This is a genomic window from Geodermatophilus sp. SYSU D00691, from assembly GCF_054050275.1.
Genome location: NZ_JBJGYZ010000029.1, coordinates 39,448 through 57,737, shown reverse-complemented (window position 1 = coordinate 57,737; position 18,290 = coordinate 39,448). Strand labels below are relative to the sequence as shown.

Annotated in this window: 21 protein-coding genes; 4 read left to right on the top strand and 17 right to left on the bottom strand. The window is 74.0% G+C overall.

Annotation, left to right across the window (positions count from 1 at the left end; all coding sequences use genetic code 11):
• Nucleotides 1–36: 36 nt before the first annotated feature.
• Nucleotides 37–1,071, bottom strand: a complete 1,035-nt coding sequence (locus ACI797_RS19720) for a uroporphyrinogen decarboxylase family protein (protein WP_456860594.1) — start codon at nucleotides 1,069–1,071, stop codon at nucleotides 37–39.
• A gap of 47 nt (nucleotides 1,072–1,118) precedes the next feature.
• Between ACI797_RS19720 and ACI797_RS19715 the strand changes: the two genes are divergently transcribed.
• A complete protein-coding gene (locus ACI797_RS19715; protein ID WP_456538337.1) occupies nucleotides 1,119–1,712 on the top strand; it encodes a gamma carbonic anhydrase family protein in 594 nt (197 codons plus the stop codon).
• A gap of 3 nt (nucleotides 1,713–1,715) precedes the next feature.
• Here ACI797_RS19715 and ACI797_RS19710 read toward each other — a convergent pair whose 3' ends face one another.
• The 8 genes from ACI797_RS19710 to ACI797_RS19675 all read right to left on the bottom strand — a co-directional run bounded on the left by ACI797_RS19710 (nucleotide 1,716) and on the right by ACI797_RS19675 (nucleotide 7,604).
• Entirely contained in the window at nucleotides 1,716–2,504 is a 789-nt protein-coding gene (locus tag ACI797_RS19710; RefSeq protein WP_456860591.1) for an amino acid ABC transporter ATP-binding protein, read from the bottom strand.
• Complete coding sequence (locus ACI797_RS19705) at nucleotides 2,501–3,454, bottom strand: amino acid ABC transporter permease (protein WP_456860589.1); 954 nt, start codon at nucleotides 3,452–3,454, stop codon at nucleotides 2,501–2,503. The genes ACI797_RS19710 and ACI797_RS19705 overlap by 4 nt, the downstream gene beginning before the upstream one ends.
• Before the next feature lie 23 nt (nucleotides 3,455–3,477).
• Complete coding sequence (locus ACI797_RS19700) at nucleotides 3,478–4,425, bottom strand: ABC transporter substrate-binding protein (RefSeq protein ID WP_456860587.1); 948 nt, start codon at nucleotides 4,423–4,425, stop codon at nucleotides 3,478–3,480.
• A gap of 82 nt (nucleotides 4,426–4,507) precedes the next feature.
• Nucleotides 4,508–4,987: a hypothetical protein gene (locus tag ACI797_RS19695; protein WP_456860585.1), complete on the bottom strand. Its 480-nt coding sequence runs from the start codon at nucleotides 4,985–4,987 to the stop codon at nucleotides 4,508–4,510.
• On the bottom strand, nucleotides 4,984–5,877 hold the full coding sequence (locus tag ACI797_RS19690) for a mechanosensitive ion channel family protein (protein WP_456860582.1): 894 nt from the start codon (nucleotides 5,875–5,877) through the stop codon (nucleotides 4,984–4,986). Before ACI797_RS19690 ends, ACI797_RS19695 begins: the two co-directional genes overlap by 4 nt.
• Nucleotides 5,878–5,927: 50 nt before the next feature.
• The gene (locus ACI797_RS19685) at nucleotides 5,928–6,707 is read right to left on the bottom strand and encodes a thioesterase family protein (RefSeq protein ID WP_456860580.1); all 780 of its coding nucleotides are present in this window, start codon (nucleotides 6,705–6,707) and stop codon (nucleotides 5,928–5,930) included.
• 22 nt (nucleotides 6,708–6,729) lie between these two features.
• Nucleotides 6,730–7,128 (bottom strand): hypothetical protein, encoded by a 399-nt coding sequence (locus tag ACI797_RS19680; RefSeq protein WP_456860579.1) that lies wholly within the window; start codon nucleotides 7,126–7,128, stop codon nucleotides 6,730–6,732.
• Nucleotides 7,128–7,604: a hypothetical protein gene (locus ACI797_RS19675; RefSeq protein ID WP_456860577.1), complete on the bottom strand. Its 477-nt coding sequence runs from the start codon at nucleotides 7,602–7,604 to the stop codon at nucleotides 7,128–7,130. Before ACI797_RS19675 ends, ACI797_RS19680 begins: the two co-directional genes overlap by 1 nt.
• A 129-nt stretch (nucleotides 7,605–7,733) precedes the next feature.
• Here ACI797_RS19675 and ACI797_RS19670 point away from each other — a divergent pair, with 129 nt between their 5' ends.
• Complete coding sequence (locus ACI797_RS19670; RefSeq protein WP_456538328.1) at nucleotides 7,734–8,183, top strand: STAS domain-containing protein; 450 nt, start codon at nucleotides 7,734–7,736, stop codon at nucleotides 8,181–8,183.
• A gap of 48 nt (nucleotides 8,184–8,231) precedes the next feature.
• Here ACI797_RS19670 and ACI797_RS19665 read toward each other — a convergent pair whose 3' ends face one another.
• Nucleotides 8,232–9,242: an ABC transporter substrate-binding protein gene (locus ACI797_RS19665; RefSeq protein ID WP_456860574.1), complete on the bottom strand. Its 1,011-nt coding sequence runs from the start codon at nucleotides 9,240–9,242 to the stop codon at nucleotides 8,232–8,234.
• 103 nt (nucleotides 9,243–9,345) lie between these two features.
• On the opposite strand from ACI797_RS19665, the gene ACI797_RS19660 reads away from it, so the two are divergent.
• Nucleotides 9,346–10,299 (top strand): siderophore-interacting protein, encoded by a 954-nt coding sequence (locus ACI797_RS19660; RefSeq protein ID WP_456860572.1) that lies wholly within the window; start codon nucleotides 9,346–9,348, stop codon nucleotides 10,297–10,299.
• A 7-nt stretch (nucleotides 10,300–10,306) separates the two neighbouring features.
• Here the strand turns inward: ACI797_RS19660 and ACI797_RS19655 are convergent, their stop codons facing one another.
• Genes ACI797_RS19655 through ACI797_RS19645 form a run of 3 tightly spaced genes read right to left on the bottom strand, consistent with a single transcriptional unit; the run spans nucleotide 10,307 to nucleotide 13,292 of the window.
• On the bottom strand, nucleotides 10,307–11,140 hold the full coding sequence (locus ACI797_RS19655) for an ABC transporter ATP-binding protein (protein WP_456860570.1): 834 nt from the start codon (nucleotides 11,138–11,140) through the stop codon (nucleotides 10,307–10,309).
• Nucleotides 11,137–12,225, bottom strand: a complete 1,089-nt coding sequence (locus tag ACI797_RS19650; RefSeq protein WP_456860568.1) for a FecCD family ABC transporter permease — start codon at nucleotides 12,223–12,225, stop codon at nucleotides 11,137–11,139. The genes ACI797_RS19655 and ACI797_RS19650 overlap by 4 nt, the downstream gene beginning before the upstream one ends.
• Complete coding sequence (locus ACI797_RS19645; protein ID WP_456860566.1) at nucleotides 12,222–13,292, bottom strand: FecCD family ABC transporter permease; 1,071 nt, start codon at nucleotides 13,290–13,292, stop codon at nucleotides 12,222–12,224. The genes ACI797_RS19650 and ACI797_RS19645 overlap by 4 nt, the downstream gene beginning before the upstream one ends.
• 174 nt (nucleotides 13,293–13,466) lie before the next feature.
• On the opposite strand from ACI797_RS19645, the gene ACI797_RS19640 reads away from it, so the two are divergent.
• Nucleotides 13,467–13,958 (top strand): Lrp/AsnC family transcriptional regulator, encoded by a 492-nt coding sequence (locus ACI797_RS19640; RefSeq protein ID WP_456538322.1) that lies wholly within the window; start codon nucleotides 13,467–13,469, stop codon nucleotides 13,956–13,958.
• Here ACI797_RS19640 and ACI797_RS19635 read toward each other — a convergent pair.
• The 4 genes from ACI797_RS19635 to ACI797_RS19620 form a co-directional block, all read right to left on the bottom strand.
• On the bottom strand, nucleotides 13,907–14,881 hold the full coding sequence (locus tag ACI797_RS19635; RefSeq protein ID WP_456860564.1) for an oxygenase MpaB family protein: 975 nt from the start codon (nucleotides 14,879–14,881) through the stop codon (nucleotides 13,907–13,909). The two genes, ACI797_RS19640 and ACI797_RS19635, sit on opposite strands and share 52 nt — an antisense overlap.
• A 16-nt stretch (nucleotides 14,882–14,897) precedes the next feature.
• Nucleotides 14,898–16,343 (bottom strand): gamma-aminobutyraldehyde dehydrogenase, encoded by a 1,446-nt coding sequence (locus ACI797_RS19630; RefSeq protein ID WP_456860562.1) that lies wholly within the window; start codon nucleotides 16,341–16,343, stop codon nucleotides 14,898–14,900.
• An 88-nt stretch (nucleotides 16,344–16,431) separates the two neighbouring features.
• The gene (locus ACI797_RS19625; protein ID WP_456860560.1) at nucleotides 16,432–16,749 is read right to left on the bottom strand and encodes a hypothetical protein; all 318 of its coding nucleotides are present in this window, start codon (nucleotides 16,747–16,749) and stop codon (nucleotides 16,432–16,434) included.
• Nucleotides 16,736–18,289, bottom strand: a complete 1,554-nt coding sequence (locus tag ACI797_RS19620; protein WP_456860559.1) for an FAD-binding oxidoreductase — start codon at nucleotides 18,287–18,289, stop codon at nucleotides 16,736–16,738. Before ACI797_RS19620 ends, ACI797_RS19625 begins: the two co-directional genes overlap by 14 nt.
• Nucleotide 18,290 lies beyond the last annotated feature (1 nt).

Genomic DNA, 18,290 nt, shown 5'->3' with positions numbered 1-18,290 from the left:
GCAGGCTCCTGGAGAGCCTCTGGACGGGGCCGCCGGTTAGATCTCGGCGCGGAGGACCTCCGCGGCCCGGGCCAGCGAGCGCATCTTGCCGGCCGCCGCCGCGCGCGGCAGGTACTTCAGCCCGCAGTCGCTGGAGAGCACCAGCTTGTCGACGTCGACGTCGTCCAGGGCGCGCCGGACGCGGTCGGCGATGATCTCGGGCGTCTCGACCTCGGGCGTGGACAGGTCCAGGACGCCGAGCGCGATCCCCTTGCCCCGCAGCGGCCGCAGCGTCGCCGGGTCGAGGTGCGACTGCGCCGTCTCCACCGAGATCGCGTCGGCCGGGGTGTCGGCGAGCTCGGGCAGGAACGAGTAGCCCTCGGGACGCTCGGACACCATCGCCGCGTAGCCGAAGCACAAGTGCAGGTGCACCGGGCCGGGTGCGCCCTCCAGCGCGCGGGTCACGGCCTCGGCGCCGTACGCACGGGCGACCTCGGGGCGGGCCTGCAGCCACGGCTCGTCGATCTGCACGAGGTCGGCGCCGGCGGCGAACAGGTCCGCGATCTCCTCGCGGACGACGTCGGCGTAGGCCAGCGCCAGCGCCCGGCCGTCGCCGTAGTGGTCGTCCTGGGCCTGCTGCGCCATCGTGAACGGTCCCGGCACCGTGATCTTGACGGTCCGGTCGGTGTGGGCGCGGAGGAACTCGACGTCGCGCACCTGGATCGGCGCCGGGCGGCGGAGCTCGCCGGTCACCCGCGGCACCGGGATCTCCTTGCCCGACCGGTTGAGCACGGTGCCCGGGTTGTCCAGGTCGATGCCTTCGAGCGCGGTGGCGAAGTGGTTGGAGTACGACTCCCGCCGGATCTCGCCGTCGGTGAGGATGTCCAGCCCCGCCTCCTCCTGCGACCGGATGGCGGCCAGCGTCGCGTCGTCCTGCGCCTCCTCGAGCAGGTCCGGCGGGACCCGCCACAGCTCCTTGGCGCGCACCCGCGGGGGGAACTGGTGGGCCAGCCGGTCGCGGTCGATCAGCCAGTCGGGTTGGGGGAGGCTCCCGACGATCGAGGTGGGCAGCTTCGGCAGCGGTCTCGGCATGGGCGCATCCTCTCGCGAGAAGGCCCCGGCTCTGCCACGGTGTGCGGATGGCGGAGAACTACATCGCGGAGCTCGACTTCGGCGCACCGAAGATCGACGACGCGGCGTTCGTGGCCCCGACGGCGGTGGTCGTCGGCGCGGTGACGATGGGGCCCCGGGCGAGCATCTGGTACGGGGCGGTCGCGCGTGCCGACCACGAGATCATCGACATCGGCGAGGGGTCGAACGTCCAGGACGGCTGCATGCTGCACTCCGATCCCGGCTTCCCGCTGGTGATCGGCCGCGGCGTGACCGTCGGCCACGGCGTCATCCTGCACGGCGCCCAGGTGGAGGACGACGTCCTGGTCGGCATGGGCAGCGTGGTCATGAACGGCGCCCGCATCGGCAGCGGCTCGATCGTGGCCGCCGGCGCCGTCGTCACGCCCGGGACGCAGGTGCCGCCGCGCTCGGTCGTCGGCGGCGTCCCGGCCAAGGTGCTGCGCGAGGCGACCGACGACGACCAGCTGCACATCCGCGGGAACGCCGCCAGCTACACCGACCGCCTCGACACCGCCCGCCGGGTGCGCCCCGTCGTCCGCCAGAAGCTGCCACCGGCGGGCCTCGTGGCCGGCGACTTCGGGCCGGACGACGACAGCCCCTGAGCCTCAGAGCACCTTGGAGAGGAACGACCGGCAGCGCGGGTGCTGCGGGTCGGCGAGCACCTGCCGCGGGTGGCCCGCCTCGAGGACCACGCCCTCGTCCATGAACACCAGCGTGTCACCGACCTCGCGGGCGAAGCCCATCTCGTGGGTGACCACGACCATGGTCATGCCGTCCTCGGCCAGGCCGCGCATCACGTCGAGGACCTCCCCGACCAGCTCCGGGTCCAGCGCCGAGGTCGGCTCGTCGAAGAGCATCAGCTTCGGTTCCATGGCCAGCGCCCGGGCGATCGCCACCCGCTGCTGCTGGCCACCGGAGAGCTGGTTCGGGTAGCTGTGCATGCGCTCGCCGAGCCCCACGCGCCGCAGCAGCTCGGCGCCGCGGTCGCGGGCCTCCTCCTTGCGGGCACCCTTCACCCCGACCGGCGCCTCGGTGACGTTCTCCAGCGCGGTCATGTGCGGGAACAGGTTGAAGCGCTGGAACACCATGCCGATGTCGCGCCGCTGCGCCGAGACCTCCCGGTCCCTGAGCTCGTGCAGCTTGTCGCCCTTCTGCCGGTAGCCGACCAGCTCGCCGTCGACCCACAGCCGTCCGGCGTCGATCTTCTCGAGGTGGTTGATGCAGCGCAGGAAGGTCGACTTCCCCGAGCCCGAGGGGCCGATGACGCAGACGACCTCGCGCGGGGCCACCTCGAGGTCGATCCCGTTGAGCACCTGGACGTGGCCGAAGGACTTGTACACCTGCTCGGCCTTGACCATCAGCCGGTCGGTCGGCTGCCCGTCGACGTCGCTCAATGGGAGCCCCCCACGGCCTCCGCCTGCCGCGCCGCCCGCTGGGCCCGGGTCTCCTTGGCCCCGAAACCGCGGCTGAACCGCTTCTCCAGGAAGTACTGACCGACCATCAGCAAGCTGGTCAGCGCCAGGTACCAGAGGATCGAGGCCACGGCGAGCGGGATGATCTGGAAGGTCCGGCTGCCGATCGCCCGCAGCTGGAAGTTGAGCTCGCTGGTCACCGGCACCGCGATGAGCAGCGAGGTGTCCTTGAGCATGGCGATCGTCTCGTTACCGGTCGGCGGGATGATTACCCGCATCGCCTGCGGCAGCACGATCCGGCGCATGGTCCGGCCGCGGCTCATCCCCAGCGCGCTGGCCGCCTCGGCCTGCCCGGGGTCGACCGACTGGATGCCGGCCCGCACGATCTCGGCCATGTAGGCGCCCTCGGACAGCGCCAGGCCCAGCAGACCGGCGGTGAAGCCGGCGAAGATCTGGTTGCCGTCCAGGGAGAGGAACCGCCAGTCGGCGTCGAACCCGAGCAGGTCCATGAGCTGCTGGTCGAAGGGGAAGCCGATCTCGTAGGTGGCGTACAGGGCACCCAGGTTGGCGATGAAGAACAGCAGCACGATGCGGGGGATGGCCCGGAAGAACCAGATGTAGCCCCACGCCGCCCCCGAGACGATCGGGTTGGGCGAGAGCCGCATGACGGCCAGCACGATGCCCAGCAGCACGCCGAGGACCATCGCGACCACGGTCATGATCAGCGTCGTCCGTGCTCCGCGGAGCACCGGCTCGCTGAACATGTTGTCGAACATGAACTGCCACTGGAACACCGGGTTGGTGACCAGCATGTGGACGAACATCGCGACCAGGACCGCGATCACGGCGGTCGCGATCCACCGCCCGGGGTGACGGACCGGCACCGCCTCGATCGGTGCGGGCGGTGCCGGTCGCGTCGTCGTCTGCGACATGGGGGGAAGTAGACCGCAGATCGTCAGCCGACGGCGGGGTTGACCTCGGGGGTCTCGATGGCGCCGTCCTCGACACCCCAGTTGGTCAGGACCTCCTCGTAGGCGCCTTCCTCGATGAGCGCGGCGACGGCCGCGCGGATCGCCTCGGCGAACTCCGCCTGGTCCTGCGGGATGACGTAGCCGTACGGCGCGGCGTCGTAGATGTCGCCGAGCAGCTCCAGCTGGCCGTCGGTCTGCTGCACGGCGTAGGCCATGACGGGGGAGTCGGCGAGGCCGGCGGCCACGCGGCCCGACGCGATCGCGGCGGTGGCGTCGCTCTGCGCGTCGAACTGCTCGATGGTGATCGGCTCCTCGCCGGCCGCCTCGCACTCCTCCGAGCGGGCGGTCAGGTCGTCGACCTGCACGGTGCCCCGCTGGACGGCGATCGACAGGCCGCAGGCGTTGTCGGGGTCGACGCCGTCGGGGTTGTCGGCACGCGTCGCCCACTGAGTGCCGGCCTGGTAGTAGCTGACCATGTTCACCTGGGCGAGGCGCTCCTGGTTGATGGTGAACGACGAGACGCCCACCTCGTACCGGCCGGAGCTGACGCCGGCGATGATCGAGTCGAAGGCCGCCGTCTCGAACTCGGCCTCGAGACCCAGCTTCTGCGCGACCAGCGTGAACAGGTCGACGTCGAAGCCGATGATCGTCTCGCCGTCCTCGTCGAGGAACTCGCTGGGCGCGTAGGTGCTGTCGGTGCCGACGGCGATGACGCCGTCCTCGGCGATGGCCTCGGGCACCATCGCGGCGAGCGCCTCGTCGGCCTCGACGCTCGGCAGGGACGCCGTGGGCGAGCTGGCGCTGCCGCCGCCCTCGCCGGAGCCCGAGGAGGAGTCGGAGGAGTCGTCGCCGCCGCAGCCGGCCACGGCCAGGACGGTGACGAGCGCGGCGGCCACTGCGGCCGGACGCCGGGACAGGGAGCGGAAGTTCACCGCGGGTTCTCCTTCACGTGGTTCGACGCGACGATCTTGCCCTGCGGACCCCCGTCGTGCGCCGTAGGGGCGCCATATTCCCTCAACCGGTGGGCGTGGTGGGGCCGGGCGCCGTCGTCGTCCGGGGGACCGTCGAGGTGCTCGTCCCGGGAGCCGGCGTCGGGCCGGTCGTCGTGGTGGGGGCGGTCTCCTCCTCGGGCGGCGTCGTGGTCCCGGTCGTGGTCTCCTCCGCCGGCGCCTCGGACGTGGTCGGCGCGGACTCGGGCGCCTCCGACGTCGGAGCCGGGGGCGGGGTGGTCGTCGTCGCGGGCGGGGCGGTCGAGCCGACGGTGCCGGTGCCGCCGGTCGTGCTCGTGCCCGTCGCCGCCGGGTCGGGCCGGACGGACAGGTAGAGCGCGAAGACGGCGACGAACAGCACGGCCAGGACGACGGTCGAGGTCCGCGCCGGCCCGACGTGCGACGGCACGTTGCCGAAGCGCCAGCGCGACCGCGGCGGCGCGGTGCTCACGGTGGGGCCCGCGGGCACCTCCGTGCGGGGCTGCTCCTCCCCCGGCGTCGTCACCGCAGCACCTGCGTCGGGGCCTCGCCGTCCTCCGACTGCGGCGGCAGGACCAGCCCCTCCCGCCGGAAGGCGAGCACGATCCGGGCGCGCAGGTCTCGGCCCACCTCGAACTGCTTGCCGGGCAGGGTGCGCGCCACCACGCGCACGTTGACCTGGTCGATGTCGAGGCTCTCCACGCCCATGACGCTCGGCGGGTCGAGCAGCAGCTTGTTCAGCGCCGGGTCGCGGAAGGCCTCGTCGCCGACGGTGCGCAGGATCTCGCTCACCCGGGCGACGTCGCTGGACGTCGGCACCGGGACGTCGACAACCGCGCGGGCCCAGTCGCGGGAGAGGTTGACGACCTTGACGATCTGGCCGTTCGGGATGGTGACGACCTCGCCGTTCACCGAGCGCATGCGGGTGATCCGCAGGGTGACGTCCTCGATCGTGCCGGTGGCCGCCTCCGCCGCCCCGGTGACGGCGATGGCGACGACGTCGCCGAAGCCGTACTGGCGCTCGGTGATGATGAAGAAGCCGGCCAGGACGTCGCCGACGATCCGCTGGGCGCCGAAGCCCAGGCCGACGCCGAGCACGGTGGCCGGTGCGACCAGGCCGGTGATCGGCACCCCGAGCCGGTCGAGCACGAAGAACACCGCGATGGCGTAGATCAGCACGATCGCCGTCCACTGCAGCACCTGGGTCAGCGAGTGCCGGTGCTTGGCCGCCTCCGACCGGACCAGCGCGTCGCCGCCGGTCGAGCGGGCGTCGATGCGCGAGGTCACCTTGTCGCCGGTCCACGACACGAACCGGGCCAGCAGGATCGAGCCGAGGACGATCAGCACGACCTCGAGCCCCCGACCGGTCACCCAGTCGCGGACGTCGTCGAGCGCAGCGATCGCGAGAGTCTCCATCGGCTCCCCAGCCTCCCCGGCCGGTGATCATCTCGCCAGCCGGTGGCTCCTCAGCGCGGCTCGACGAACAGCGCGTGCGAGGACCGGCCGATGCGGCCGCGGGTGTCGTAGAGGTCGGCGAAGCACTGCGCCGCGCCGGTGCCGCCGAGCGTCGTCCGGGCGTCCATGCCCAGCCACTCCCCCGCAGGCGGCCGGTGCAGGGCCACCGAGAGGTCGACGTTGGCGAAGGTGTGCTCCCGCCAGTCCAGCTCGGTCGAGATGCCGCTGGCCGCGTCGGTCATCACCAGCAGGTGCTGCAGCGGGGTGATCGGCTCCCCCTCGACCAGCGCGCAGGCGGGGCGCGTCCACGCGGCGGCCGGCCCGGGCCCGTTGAAGGTGCCCGACACGAACCGCCAGTCCAGCGCGCGGTGGTAGGCGACGTCGGTGGTGAAGAACCCGGCCACCTCCGGCCGGCCGTCCCCGGGTCCGGGGATCGCGAGCGGCGCCGCCGTGGCCGGCCCGCCCTCGACCGCCCGCATCCGCCAGGCCGACAGCCGCATCAGCGGGCGGTCCCCGGTGTCGAGCGTCGCCTCGACCAGCTCGATCCGGCGGCCCGGTCGGACGACGGTCGACCGCAGCCGGACCGGCCCCACCGGCACCGGCGCGAAGATGTCGTAGGCCAGCCGCACGCTCTGCCCGCCGGCGATGCCGCTCGCCCGCTCGGCCTCGCGCAGCAGCAGCGCCGCCGGCGGCCCGGCGTGCTGCAGCCCCGGGTCCCAGGGGCCGATGGTCAGCTCGGTGGCGACGAAGCCGTCGTCCGCCGGGACGTACAGGGCGGCAGGCAGGTCCATGGCGGCAGTCTGCCGCGCCCGCTCACCGGCCGGACCTGCGGTTCTCCCACACGGCGAACGCCGTCCAGCCCGCCGCGGCGACGGCGGCGAGGATCCACAGCCAGCGCAGCGACTCCCCCGCGTTGGACAGCGCCAGCAGGACGGCGACCACGGTCACCGAGCCGGCCAGCGGCGCGGTGCGCAGCAGCTGCCCGAAGGTGTCCGGCGGGGGGATCGTCACGAACACCACCGTCGCCGCGACCAGCAGCAGCCCGCAGACGGCGGCGGCCAGGCCCGACCCCACGCCGAACTCGTCGGGCAGCGTGAACGCGCCGACGCCGGTCAGCACCGCGCCCACCGCCAGCCAGAGGAGCAGCAGCTTGCGCCGCCGTGACCACGGTGCCCGGCCGGGCGGTGGCGGTCCCCACGGGGGCGAGCTCATCAGCCGTTCTGCTCGCAGGCCGCCCGCAGCAGGACGCGGACCTCGCCGTCGACGTCGTCCGGGCTGTCGAGCGAGACCTCGTGCGTCGCCTGCCCGGGCGCCTCCGCCGGCCGCAGCCGGTCGCTCGCCGGCGGGTCGACGTAGCGCAGGCCGTGGTCGAGGCGGGTGGCCGTGGCCGCCCGGACGGCGTCGAACACCGGGCGCAGCCCGGCCCGCGCGCCGGTGCACTGCCCGTCGACGTGCTGCTCGACGGGCGGCCGCTCCCACCCGGCGGCGCGGGCGGCGGCGTCGGCGATCGTCCACTGGCTGTTCTGCTCCACGCCGTGCACGTCCTTCACCCACCGGCGGACGGCGTTCTGGTCCAGCGGGTCGATGCCGGAGGTGCCCACGAGGGCCACCCACTCGTCGAGGCCCCGGCCGGTGCGCTCGGCCATCGAGTCGGTGACCGCGCTCATCATGTCCTCGGGACCGGGCACGGCACCGACGGTAGACCGGTCGGTTGAGACCCTCAATTCATGATCGAATTCGTGTCGGAACCTTGTAGGCGGTACCCGGGGTTACGTATCGTGACCGGACGGGGACCGCCGATCCGGGGGGAGCAGGGCATGGTCCTGTCGCACGAGTGGGACGTCTCGCGGCGCTTGGTGCGCGCACCGGCCAACCGCCGGCCGTGGTGGGTCTCCCACCCCGTCCCCGAGCCGCCCCCGATCGGGCTGGACGCCGAGTCGGGCGGCGCCCGGGTCGTGGTCCGGGTCTCGGGCGAGATCGACGCGCTCACGGCGCCGCACCTGGAGGCCTTCGTCGCCGGCCGCTCGCTGGCCGGCTGCACGGTGCTCGAGCTCGATCTCGCCGACGTCACCGCCATCGCCTCGGCCGGGCTGTCGGCGCTGCTGGAGCTGCGCCGGTGGTGCCAGCAGCGCGGCATCGAGCTGCGGCTGCGCGGCGCCCAGCGCTCGGTGTGGCGGGTCTTCGAGCTGACCGGCCTGCACCGGGTGTTCCCCGAGGGCGACGGCCCGGCGGGCCCGGGGCCGACCCAGGACCTCGCGCTGTTCTGACCCGGTGGGCGGCGCCCCGGGCGGTGCTGCCCGGGACGCCGTCCGCGGTCAGGTGAGCGGCTGCGCCTCGGTGAGGTGGCCGGCGAGCTCCTCCATGTAGGCCGCCTGCGCCCGGTAGTCCATGCCGAGGTACTTCCACGGGTAGAGCTGGCCGGCCTGGACGGCGGGGAGCAGGGCGGCGGTCGGCTGCTGGGCGTACTCCTCGGGCGCCATGCTGAACCGCAGCGAGTACAGGATCACGTCGCTGGGGTAGTTCGGGACCTCCTCCCAGCCGACCGTGTGCCAGAAGTAGTCGTCCCCGTCGCGGACGTCGACGAAGTCCACCCCGAGGTCCTCGTAGAGGTGCAGCGAGGGGTCGTCGGCGGCGATGGCCATCCACCAGCCGTCGGACGGCGTGGCGTAGACCGGCAGCACGCTGACCTCCGACGACGCCGCCGCCTCGGAGAGGGTCGCCGACGCCGCCTCGTAGTCCTCGCGCAGCCGGGCCAGCTCGCCGCTGCCGAAGTCGACGCCGAGGGACTCGGCGAGCTCGACGGTGCGCTCGATGACGTCGGCGGCCGAGCCCCGCCAGGCGATGGAGACCACCGGCGCGATCTCGCCCACCTGCTCCTGCTGCTCGATCGACTCGAAGCCGTACGACGGCTGCTCGGGGTCGAGGGTGCCCTCGGCGTCGGTCGGGTAGACCGATGTGACGATCAGGTCCGGCTCGGCGGCGGCGAGCGCCTCCAGGTCGATCTGGCCGTAGCTGGTGCCCACGATCGCGAGGTCGGCGAGGTCCTTGCCCTCGAACGCGACGTCCTCCTCGGCGGAGGTCTGGCCGAAGGACGCCACCGGCTCGATGCCGTAGTTCCACAGCGAGGCGACGACGTCGTTGAGGCCGGCGATGCGGGTCGGCACCTCGTCGAGCTCGACGGTGTTGCCGAGGTCGTCGGTGAACTCCCAGCCGCCGGAGTCCTCGGCGGTGGTGCCGTCGTCGTCCGAGCCGCCGCAGGCGGTCGCCGTCAGGGCCAGGCCCGCGGCCAGCAGGCCGCCGGCCAGGCGGCGGGTTCGAGTGCGCAACGCCAAACTCCTGTCGATCGGGCCGGGACGGTCTTCCCGGCGTGCGGCGGGTTAGGTTAGCCTTCCCTTCAGACCGGTCGGCGAGCAGTCCAGGGGTGCGCGGGTGAGCGAGGCAGCAGTGGCCACGGCCACCGAGGTGGTCTCCGAGGTGGTCGCAGCCCCGGCCTACCGGTTCTTCCGGACGACGGTGCTGCGCTCGGTCCGGCTCTCCCCCTCGTTCGTGCGGCTGACCCTCGGCGGCCCCGAGCTGGCCGGCTTCGGCGCGGCCGGCGACGACCAGCGGATCAAGTTCGTGCTGCCCCGCGACGGGCAGCCGTTCGACGAGCTGATGAGCTCCGGCGCCGGCTGGTACGCCGACTACTGCGCGCTGCCCGACGAGCGCCGCCCGTTCCTGCGCACCTACACCGTGCGCGCGTTCCGCCCCGAGCCGGCCGAGCTGGAGGTCGACGTCGTCCTGCACGGGCTGGACGACGGGCACCCCGGCCCCGCGGCCACCTGGGCCGCCGCGGCCGCCCCCGGCGACGAGCTGGTGGTCCTCGGGCCCGACCGCCCCGGCCGCGGCCGCGCCTGGGCCGCCGAGTGGGCGCCCCCGGCGTCGGCCCGCACCCTCGTGCTGGCCGGCGACGAGACCGCCGTCCCGGCGATCGCCGCGATCCTGGCCGGGCTGCCGGCCGGCCGCCGCGTGGTCGCGCTGCTCGAGGTGCCGACCCCGGGTGACGCGCTGAACCTGGCGGGGGAGTCGGGCGCCGACGTCCGCTGGTTGCCCCGCGGCGACGCCCCCGTCGGCACGCTGCTCGCGCCCGCGGTCGACGTCGCGCTCGCCGAGCTCGGCATCGCGCACCGCGCGGCGGCCGAGGCCGACCTGCCCGAGGTCGACGAGGCCACGCTGTGGGAGGTGCCCGACGCCGACGCGGTGTCGACCTGCTACGCGTGGCTGGCCGGCGAGGCGGGCGTGGTCAAGCGGCTGCGCCGGCGGTTGGTCAGCGAGCTGGGCGTGCCGCGCGGCGCGGTCGCGTTCATGGGCTACTGGCGGCAGGGCGCCGCGGCCCTGGGTTGAGCCGCGCTCAGCGCAGCCGGCGCACCGGGACCACCATCGGCGTCCCGGTCACCGGGTCGGGCACCACCCGCGCCTCGAGGTCGAACACGTCGGCCAGCAGCTGCTCGGTGAGCACCTCCCCCGGCGTCCCCGAGCCGACCAGGACGCCGTCCTTCATGGCGACCAGCCGGCCGGCGTAGCGCGCGGCCAGGTTCAGGTCGTGCAGGACGACGACGACGGTCCGGCCGCGCTCGGCGTGCAGCCGCGCGACCAGCTCCAGCACGTCGATCTGGTGCGACAGGTCGAGGTAGGTCGTCGGCTCGTCGAGCAGCAGCAGGTCGGTGCCCTGGGCCAGCGCCATCGAGATCCACGCCCGCTGCCGCTGGCCGCCGGAGAGCGCGTCGACCGGCCGGTCGGCCAGGTCGGCCATGTCGGTCCAGGCCAGCGCCTCGCTCACCGCGGCCTCGTCGTCGCGCGACCACTGGCGCAGCCAGCTCTGGTGCGGGTAGCGGCCGCGCCCGACCAGGTCGGCCACGGTGAGCCCCTCCGGGGCGGTCGGCGTCTGGGGCAGCAGGCCGAGGACCTTGGCCACCTCGCGGGTCGGCCGCTCGAAGATCGACCGCCCGTCGAGCAGCGTGCGCCCGGCCGCGGGGCGCATCAGCCGGCCCAGCGCCCGCAGCAGCGTGGACTTGCCGCAGCCGTTCGGGCCGACGATCGCCGTGAACGACCCCTCGGTCAGCTCGAGGTCGAGGTCGTCGACGACCACCTTGGTGTCGTAGGCCAGCCGCAGGCCCTCGGCGGCGAGCCGGACCCGCCCGGCCGTGGCGGTGCCGGCGCCGGAGGAGGGGAGGGTCGAGGTCACAGGGTGGTTCGCCGCCTTCCGCGGACCAGGAGCCAGAGCAGGTAGGGGGCGCCGATCGCGGCGGTGAGGATGCCGACCGGCAGCGCCGTCGGCAGGACGGTGCGCGCGACCAGGTCGGCACCGACCACGAGGGTGGCGCCGAGCAGGCCCGCGGCCAGCAGCGGCGGCCGTGGCCCGCCGGTCAGCCGGACGGCGATCTGCGGCACGACCAGGGCGACGAACGCGATCGGCCCGGCGGCGGCCACCGCGGCGGCGGTCAGCGCGATGGCGACCAGGACGACGGCGGCCTGCGCCCCCGTCACCCGGACGCCGAGCCCGCGGGCGGTGTCGTCCCCGAACTGCAGGACGCCGAGCGCGCGGCTGGTGAGCAGCGCCAGCGGGACGAGCACCGCGAGGCTGACGCTCAGCGCGCCGGCCTGCTCCCAGGTGCGGGCGTTGAGCGAGCCGGTGAGCCAGACGTAGGCGGCCGCGGCGTCCCAGATCTCGGCCTCGGTGAGCAGCCAGTCGATCAGCGCCTGGAACCCGGCCCACAGCGCGATGCCCACCAGCACCAGCCGGTAGCCGTTGATGCCGGCCCGCCACGCCAGCAGGAACAGCAGGGCGCCCGCGACGAAGGCGCCGACCAGCGCGGCCAGCGGGAGGCCCACCGCGCCGAGCACCGAGCCGGCGGTCGAGGCGCCGCCGCCGATCACGATCGCGGCCACCGCGCCGAGCGAGGCGCCCTCGGTGATGCCGAGGACGTCGGGGGAGGCCAGCGCGTTGCGGGAGAAGGTCTGGAACAGCGCCCCGGCCATGCCCAGCGCCATGCCGACGAGCAGGCCGACGACGATCCGCGGCGCGCGCAGCTCGACGACGACGAACCGCTGGCCCTGCTCGCCGAGGCCGAGCAGCGCGCGCAGGACGTCGGTCACCGGGATCGGGTAGTCGCCGCGGCCCAGGCTCAGCGCCGACAGCAGCACCAGCAGCGCCAGGGTGACCAGCGGGACGAGCACCGCCCGCCAGCGGACGACGGCCGACAGCGGCCCGAGCCGCACCACCCCCGGCGGGCGGACCCGCGCGGCCGGGCGGTCGAGGGCGGCGGTCACACCGACACCAGCGTGCGGCGGCGGATGAGCGCGATGAAGAACGGCGCCCCGACGACGGCCAGCACGATCCCGACCTGCAGCTCAGCCGGGCGGACGACGACCCGCCCGAGCACGTCGGCGAGCAGCATCAGGGCGGCGCCCAGCAGGGCCGAGCAGGGCACCAGCCACCGGTTGTCGGGCCCCGTGAACGCGCGCGCGATGTGCGGAGTCATCAGCCCGAGGAAGCCGATCGGCCCGCAGGCCGCGGTGGCCGCGCCGGCGAGGAGGGTGATGGCGAGCAGCCCGACGGCGCGGGCCAGCCAGATGCGCTGCCCCAGGCCGCGGGCGACGTCCTCGCCGAGGCCGAGCAGGTTCAGCGCCGGCGCGTTCGCCACGGCCAGGACCAGCCCGGCGAGCAGGAACGGGGCCACCTGCCAGGCGACGGAGGCGTCCCGGCCGGCGAGCGCGCCGACCACCCAGAACCGGTAGCTGTCGAGGGTCTGCTCGTCGCTGACCAGGATCCCGCGGATCAGCGCGAACAGCAGCGCCGACAGCGCCGCCCCCGCCAGCGCCAGGGTCACCGGGGTGGGACCGCCGCGGCCGACCGAGCCGATGGCGAAGACCAGCACCGTGCCGAGCAGCGCGCCGGCGAAGGCGAACCAGACGTAGCCCGCCGGAGTCCGGACGCCGAGCAGGAAGATCGCCAGGACGACGGCGAGCGACGCCCCCGCGGTGATGCCGAGCAGGCCGGGGTCCCCGAGCGGGTTGCGCGTGTGGCCCTGCATGAGCGCGCCGGCCGCGCCCAGCGCCGCGCCGACCAGGAGGCCGAGCAGCGTGCGCGGCAGGCGCAGCTCGCGGACGATGACCGCCTCCTCGCCGGTCCACGACGGGTCGGTGAGCGCCCGCCACACCTCGGGCAGCCCGATGGCGCGGGTCCCCACGGCGATGCTGAGCGCCGCGGCGACCACGACCAGCGCGGCGAGGACGAGCAGCAGGCCCAGCCGCCGGGGGGTGCCGCCCCGCGGCGCGGTGCCGGCCCCGGCCGGGGCGGTCCGCCCGGCGGAGCCGGCGGGGGCCTCGGCGGTCACGAGCGGCTCCGGTGGACGAGAGCAGGGAAAAGGAAGCCTTACCTTACTTCGCACCGGCGTCCCGCGGGAACCGGGCAGCCCGCTGCGGATCGGGCCGTTCGCGGGCACCCGCAGCTACGATCACGACCGTCGAACCCGTCGCGGACGACGGGTCCAGCAGGAGGGTGGTGCACGGTGACGGTCCGGACCGGCGTGGTGCTGGACGACGTCTCGCGGGCGATCATCGAGCAGCTCCAGGAGGACGGCCGCCGTCCCTACGCCCGTATCGCCGCCGCGGTGGGGCTGTCGGAGGCCGCCGTCCGGCAACGGGTCCAGCGCCTCCTCGACGCCGGCATCGTGCAGATCGTCGGGGTGACCGACCCGATGCAGGTCGGCTTCGCCCGCCAGGCCATGGTCGGCGTCCGCACCCGCGGCGACACCCGCAAGGTCGCCGACGCGCTGGCCGCCTTCGACGAGGTCGACTACGTCGTGGTCACCGCCGGCTCCTTCGACGTGCTGGTCGAGGTCGTCTGCGAGGACGACGACCGGCTGCTCGACACGGTCAGCCGGATCCGCGACGTCGAGGGCGTGGAGTCGACCGAGACGTTCGTCTACCTGGGACTGCGCAAGCAGACCTACGCCTGGGGCACCCGCCGTCCCGACGCCCCGGTCGCCGCCGACCTCTGACCGTCGGCCCCCAGGCCCAGACGGCGTCGGGCGGCGTCCTCCGAGGGGCTGCGCGGGCCGAGCGCGACCTGCAGCGCCCGCAGCTCCAGGCGGGTGACCGCCAGCTGCCCCCGCTCAGCCAGCCCGCGGGCCCCGCGGCCGGGCACGCCGGCGAACGGCGCCACCGACGGCGACACCAGCACCCCCGCCGCCGCGGACAGCCCGGCGTAGAACACCCGCTCGGCGGCACCGAGACCGGGCGGGGCGGAGAGGAAGGCGCGCAGGTCGGCCGGCACCGGCTCCAGCGACGGGACGCACGCCGCCAGCGCCTCGGCCAGCTCGGCGGCCGAGCGCGGCAGGTCGGTGGCGCCGAGCGCCTCGGCGCTGCGCGCCCAGTCGGCGACGTAGGCATCGGGCCAGCGCCGGCCGAAGCGGCCCATGTCCCGGCCGACGGCGAGCTGCGCGGCGAGGAAGGCGTCGGTGAAGGCCAGGTGCACCCAGCGCAGCAGCTCCGCGTCGCCGGCGGAGTAGGCCCGGCCGCGATCGTCGGTGCCGGCGACCCGGCGGTGCATCGCCCGCACCCGCGCCGCCTCGCGCTCGGCCAGCTCGGCGGAGCCGAACGTCGTCACCACCAGCCAGCGGGCGGTACCGGCCAGCCGCTGCCACGGGTCGTCCCGGTAGGCCGAGTGCCCCTCGACGCCGGCCAGCGCGAGCGGGTGCGCGGCCTGGCCGAGCAGCGCCGTCACGCCGCCGACCAGCGTGGACAGGTCGCCGTGCACTCGCCAGACCACGCCGTCGGGCTCGAACCAGCCCGGTCCCCCGCCGACGCGGCCGATGTCGCGGACCCAGGCGGGGGTGCCGGAGGGGTCGCCGGAGACGCGGGACCGGAAGGCGGACCGGGCGCCCTCGAGGAACGGCGAGGCCAGGGCGGGGAGGAGGCGCACCCCGCCCAGCCTGCGCTCAGCTCTCGATGTTCGCCATGACGTGCTTGATCCGGGTGTAGTCCTCGAACCCGTACATCGACAGGTCCTTGCCGTAGCCGGAGTGCTTGAACCCGCCGTGCGGCATCTCGGCGACCAGCGGGATGTGCGTGTTGATCCACACGCAGCCGAAGTCCAGCCGCTTGCTCATCCGCATCGCGCGGCCGAAGTCCCTGGTCCAGACGCTCGAGGCCAGCCCGTACTCCACCCCGTTGGCCCAGCGGGCCGCCTCGTCCTCGTCGGTGAACCGCTGCACGGTGATGACCGGGCCGAAGATCTCCCGCTGCACCATCTCGTCGTCCTGGCGCAGCCCGGCGACGACGGTCGGCTCCACGAAGAAGCCGCGGTCGCCCTGCCGGTGGCCGCCGGCGGTGATCTCGGCGTGGTCGGGTGCGCGGTCGAGGAAGCCGGTGACGTGCGCCAGCTGGTTGGCGTTGTTCACCGGCGGCACCAGGGCGTCCTCGTCGCCGGCACCCTTCTCGAACGTGGTCGCGGTGTTCCGCGCCTGCTCGCTGAGCGCGGCGACGAAGTCGTCGTGGATGCCCGGCCCGGCCAGCACGCGGGTCGCGGCGGTGCAGTCCTGCCCGGCGTTGAAGTAGCCGGCGATCGCGATGTTCTCCGCGGCCGCCTCGAGGTCGGCGTCGTCGAAGACGACCACCGGGGCCTTGCCGCCGAGCTCGAGGTGGACCCGCTTGAGGTCGTGCGAGGCGGCCTCGGCCACCTGCATGCCGGCGCGTACCGAGCCGGTGATCGCCACCAGCTGCGGCACCTTGTGCGTCACCAGCGCCCGGCCGGTGTCGCGGTCGCCGCAGACCACGTTGAGCACGCCCGCCGGGAACGCCTCGGCGGCCAGCTCGGCCAGCCGCAGCGTGGTGGCCGGGGTGGTGTCGGACGGCTTGAGGACGACGGTGTTGCCCGCGGCCAGTGCCGGCCCGATCTTCCAGACCGCCATCATCATCGGGTAGTTCCACGGCGTGACCTGGCCGACGACGCCGATCGGCTCCCGCCGGATCCACGACGTGTGGCCCTTCATGTACTCGCCGGCCGCCTTGCCCTCCAGCGTCCGCGCGGCCCCGGCGAAGAACCGGAGCTGGTCGACCATCGGCGGGATCTCCTCGCTGGCCGTCAGCGCGATCGGCTTGCCGGTGTTGCGGCTCTCCAGCTCGACCAGCTCGTCGGCGTGCTCCTCGACCAGGTCGGCCAGCTTCAGCAGGGCCTTCTGCCGCTCCGACGGCGTGGCGTCGCGCCAGGTCTCGAACGCGTCGGCGGCCACCCGGTAGGCGCGGTCGACGTCCTCCTCGGTGGAGACCGGCGCGGTCGCGAACACCTCCCCGGTGGCCGGGTCGACCAGGTCGGACCGGCGCCCGTCGGCGGCGTCGACGTGCTCGCCGCCGACGAAGTTGCGCAGCTCCAGCTTGTCGCTCACGACCGTCCTCCATGCTCTCGGTGGGCGCCCTGCACTCCACCGGTGAATCGCCGGGTTGTCAACGGAACCAGTGGTGCAAGGGTACGGATCACGCGGAAATCGTCGTCCCGTCGCCGTCGTCCAGCTCGGCCAGCAGCTCCGAGCCGGTCACCACCTTCGTCGCGAAGTGCCGGTGCATCCAGTCGAGGTGGTCGTGCCGGCTGCGCATGATCCGCAGCGTGTCCCAGTTCGGGAACACCTGCTGCAGCACGTGCACCTGCATCAGCCGGGGGTCGACCTCGTAGACGTGCTCGAAGGTCGTCTGCGCGACCTCGCTGACGCGCAGCGGCTGCGGCGGGGTGTGCTGCTCGGCGAAGCGGTACGGGGCGGTCGCGGCCGGGCCGGCGGGCTGGTCATCGGTTCTCATCGGTCGTGTCCCTCCCGTAGGCGCGGTCGAGCAGGTACTTGCCCGGGTTCATGACGTTGTTCGGGTCGAGCGCGCGCTTGACCTCGAGCATCACGTCGAACCCCTTGCCCAGCTCCTGCGGCAGCAGGTCGACCTCGCCCTCGCGGCAGGAGCCGTGGCAGGCGCTCATCGACCCGCCGTTCGCGATCGCCACCGCCGCGATGTCGCGCTTGGCCTGCACCCACGCGGCCCAGGCGGCGTCGTCCAGGCGCTGCTCCCAGATGCCGACGTCGATCTCGGTGAGGTAGTCGACCCCGGTGTTCGCCGAGGTGTAGGCGAACATCCCCCAGTCGTCGAACACGTCGGTCTTGCGCCGCAGGTCGGCGACGATCTCGTGCCAGGCCTTGGTCACCGCCGGGACGGCCGAGTAGTTGACCGCGGCGTCCTCGCAGTGCCACGACATCGGGATGACCTGGCCGTCCTTGGTCCGGCCGTGCAGGGGGGTGGCGTACCGGTCGTGCCGGGCCGCCCAGTCGCCCTCGGAGATCTCGTCGCCCAGGTAGCGCGCGTTGTGCTCCTTGGCGATCCGGAACAGCCGCCGGCCCCCGGCCCGCACCTCGTCCTCGTAGCCGTACATCACCGCGCAGACCAGCGCGCGGACGTCGGCCGGCTGCGGGATGTACGCCTCGTCGTCGCGGCGCAGGTAGGCGACCTTGTGCTCGTCGAAGAGCACCGCGCCGGCGAACGTGGCCACCCCGGCCCGGGCCAGCGCCCCCACGCAGGCGTAGGCGTCGTCGTAGTTGTCGAACGACCAGAACGGCGAGAGCTCGGCCTCGGGCTTGGGGAAGAGCTTGAGCGTCGCCTTCGTCGCGATGCCCAGCGTGCCCTGGTGCCCCATGAACAGGTGCTTGAGCTGGTACCCGCTGGAGCTCTTGCTGATCTTCTGGCCGATGCCGTCGCCGACGTGCAGCACCTCGCCGGTGGGCAGCACGTGGTCGAAGCTGAGCACCAGGTCGCGGGTGTGCCCGTAGCGGGCGCCGATCAGCGACCAGCCGCTGGTGCCGATCCGGCCGCCGACCAGCGAGCACGGGTAGGACGCCGGGTCGTCCGGGTAGAACAGCCCGTGCTGGGCCAGCCGCTCGTTGAGCTTGAGCATGTTGATGCCGGTGCCCACGGTGACCGTGCGGTTGACCAGGTCCAGCTCGTGGATCTGGTTCATCTTCTTGACGTCGACGACGATGCCGCGGCGCATCGGGACGGCGCCGTCGGTCAGGCCGGTGCCGCCGTCGCGGGGGACCACGGGGATCCGCAGGTCGTTGGCGATCTTCACGACGGCCGCGACCTGCTCGGTGGAGGTGGGCATCACGACGACGTCGGGCACCCGCTCCGACCAGCGGTGCACCGGGAAGGGCGCGGGCACCCGGGCGCGGTTGTAGCGGTCGGTCTTGGCCAGCAGGATCTGGTCGTCGCCGAGGACGGGACGCAGCGCCGTCACGAGGGTGGCGAGGGCGGCGTCGTCGAGCGGCTCGCGCGTGAAGGGCGCCGGTTCGGTGATCGTCACG

What these genes read in the sequence shown, in the direction of transcription:
- ACI797_RS19685 (WP_456860580.1), bottom strand. Translation starts at nt 6,707, where the DNA reads ATGGACCTGCCTGCCGCCCTGTACGTCCCGGCGGACGACGGCTTCGTC.
- ACI797_RS19690 (WP_456860582.1), bottom strand. Translation starts at nt 5,877, where the DNA reads ATGGAGACTCTCGCGATCGCTGCGCTCGACGACGTCCGCGACTGGGTG.
- ACI797_RS19670 (WP_456538328.1), top strand. Translation starts at nt 7,734, where the DNA reads ATGGTCCTGTCGCACGAGTGGGACGTCTCGCGGCGCTTGGTGCGCGCA.
- ACI797_RS19680 (WP_456860579.1), bottom strand. Translation starts at nt 7,128, where the DNA reads ATGAGCTCGCCCCCGTGGGGACCGCCACCGCCCGGCCGGGCACCGTGG.
- ACI797_RS19705 (WP_456860589.1), bottom strand. Translation starts at nt 3,454, where the DNA reads ATGTCGCAGACGACGACGCGACCGGCACCGCCCGCACCGATCGAGGCG.
- ACI797_RS19715 (WP_456538337.1), top strand. Translation starts at nt 1,119, where the DNA reads ATGGCGGAGAACTACATCGCGGAGCTCGACTTCGGCGCACCGAAGATC.
- ACI797_RS19720 (WP_456860594.1), bottom strand. Translation starts at nt 1,071, where the DNA reads ATGCCGAGACCGCTGCCGAAGCTGCCCACCTCGATCGTCGGGAGCCTC.
- ACI797_RS19625 (WP_456860560.1), bottom strand. Translation starts at nt 16,749, where the DNA reads ATGAGAACCGATGACCAGCCCGCCGGCCCGGCCGCGACCGCCCCGTAC.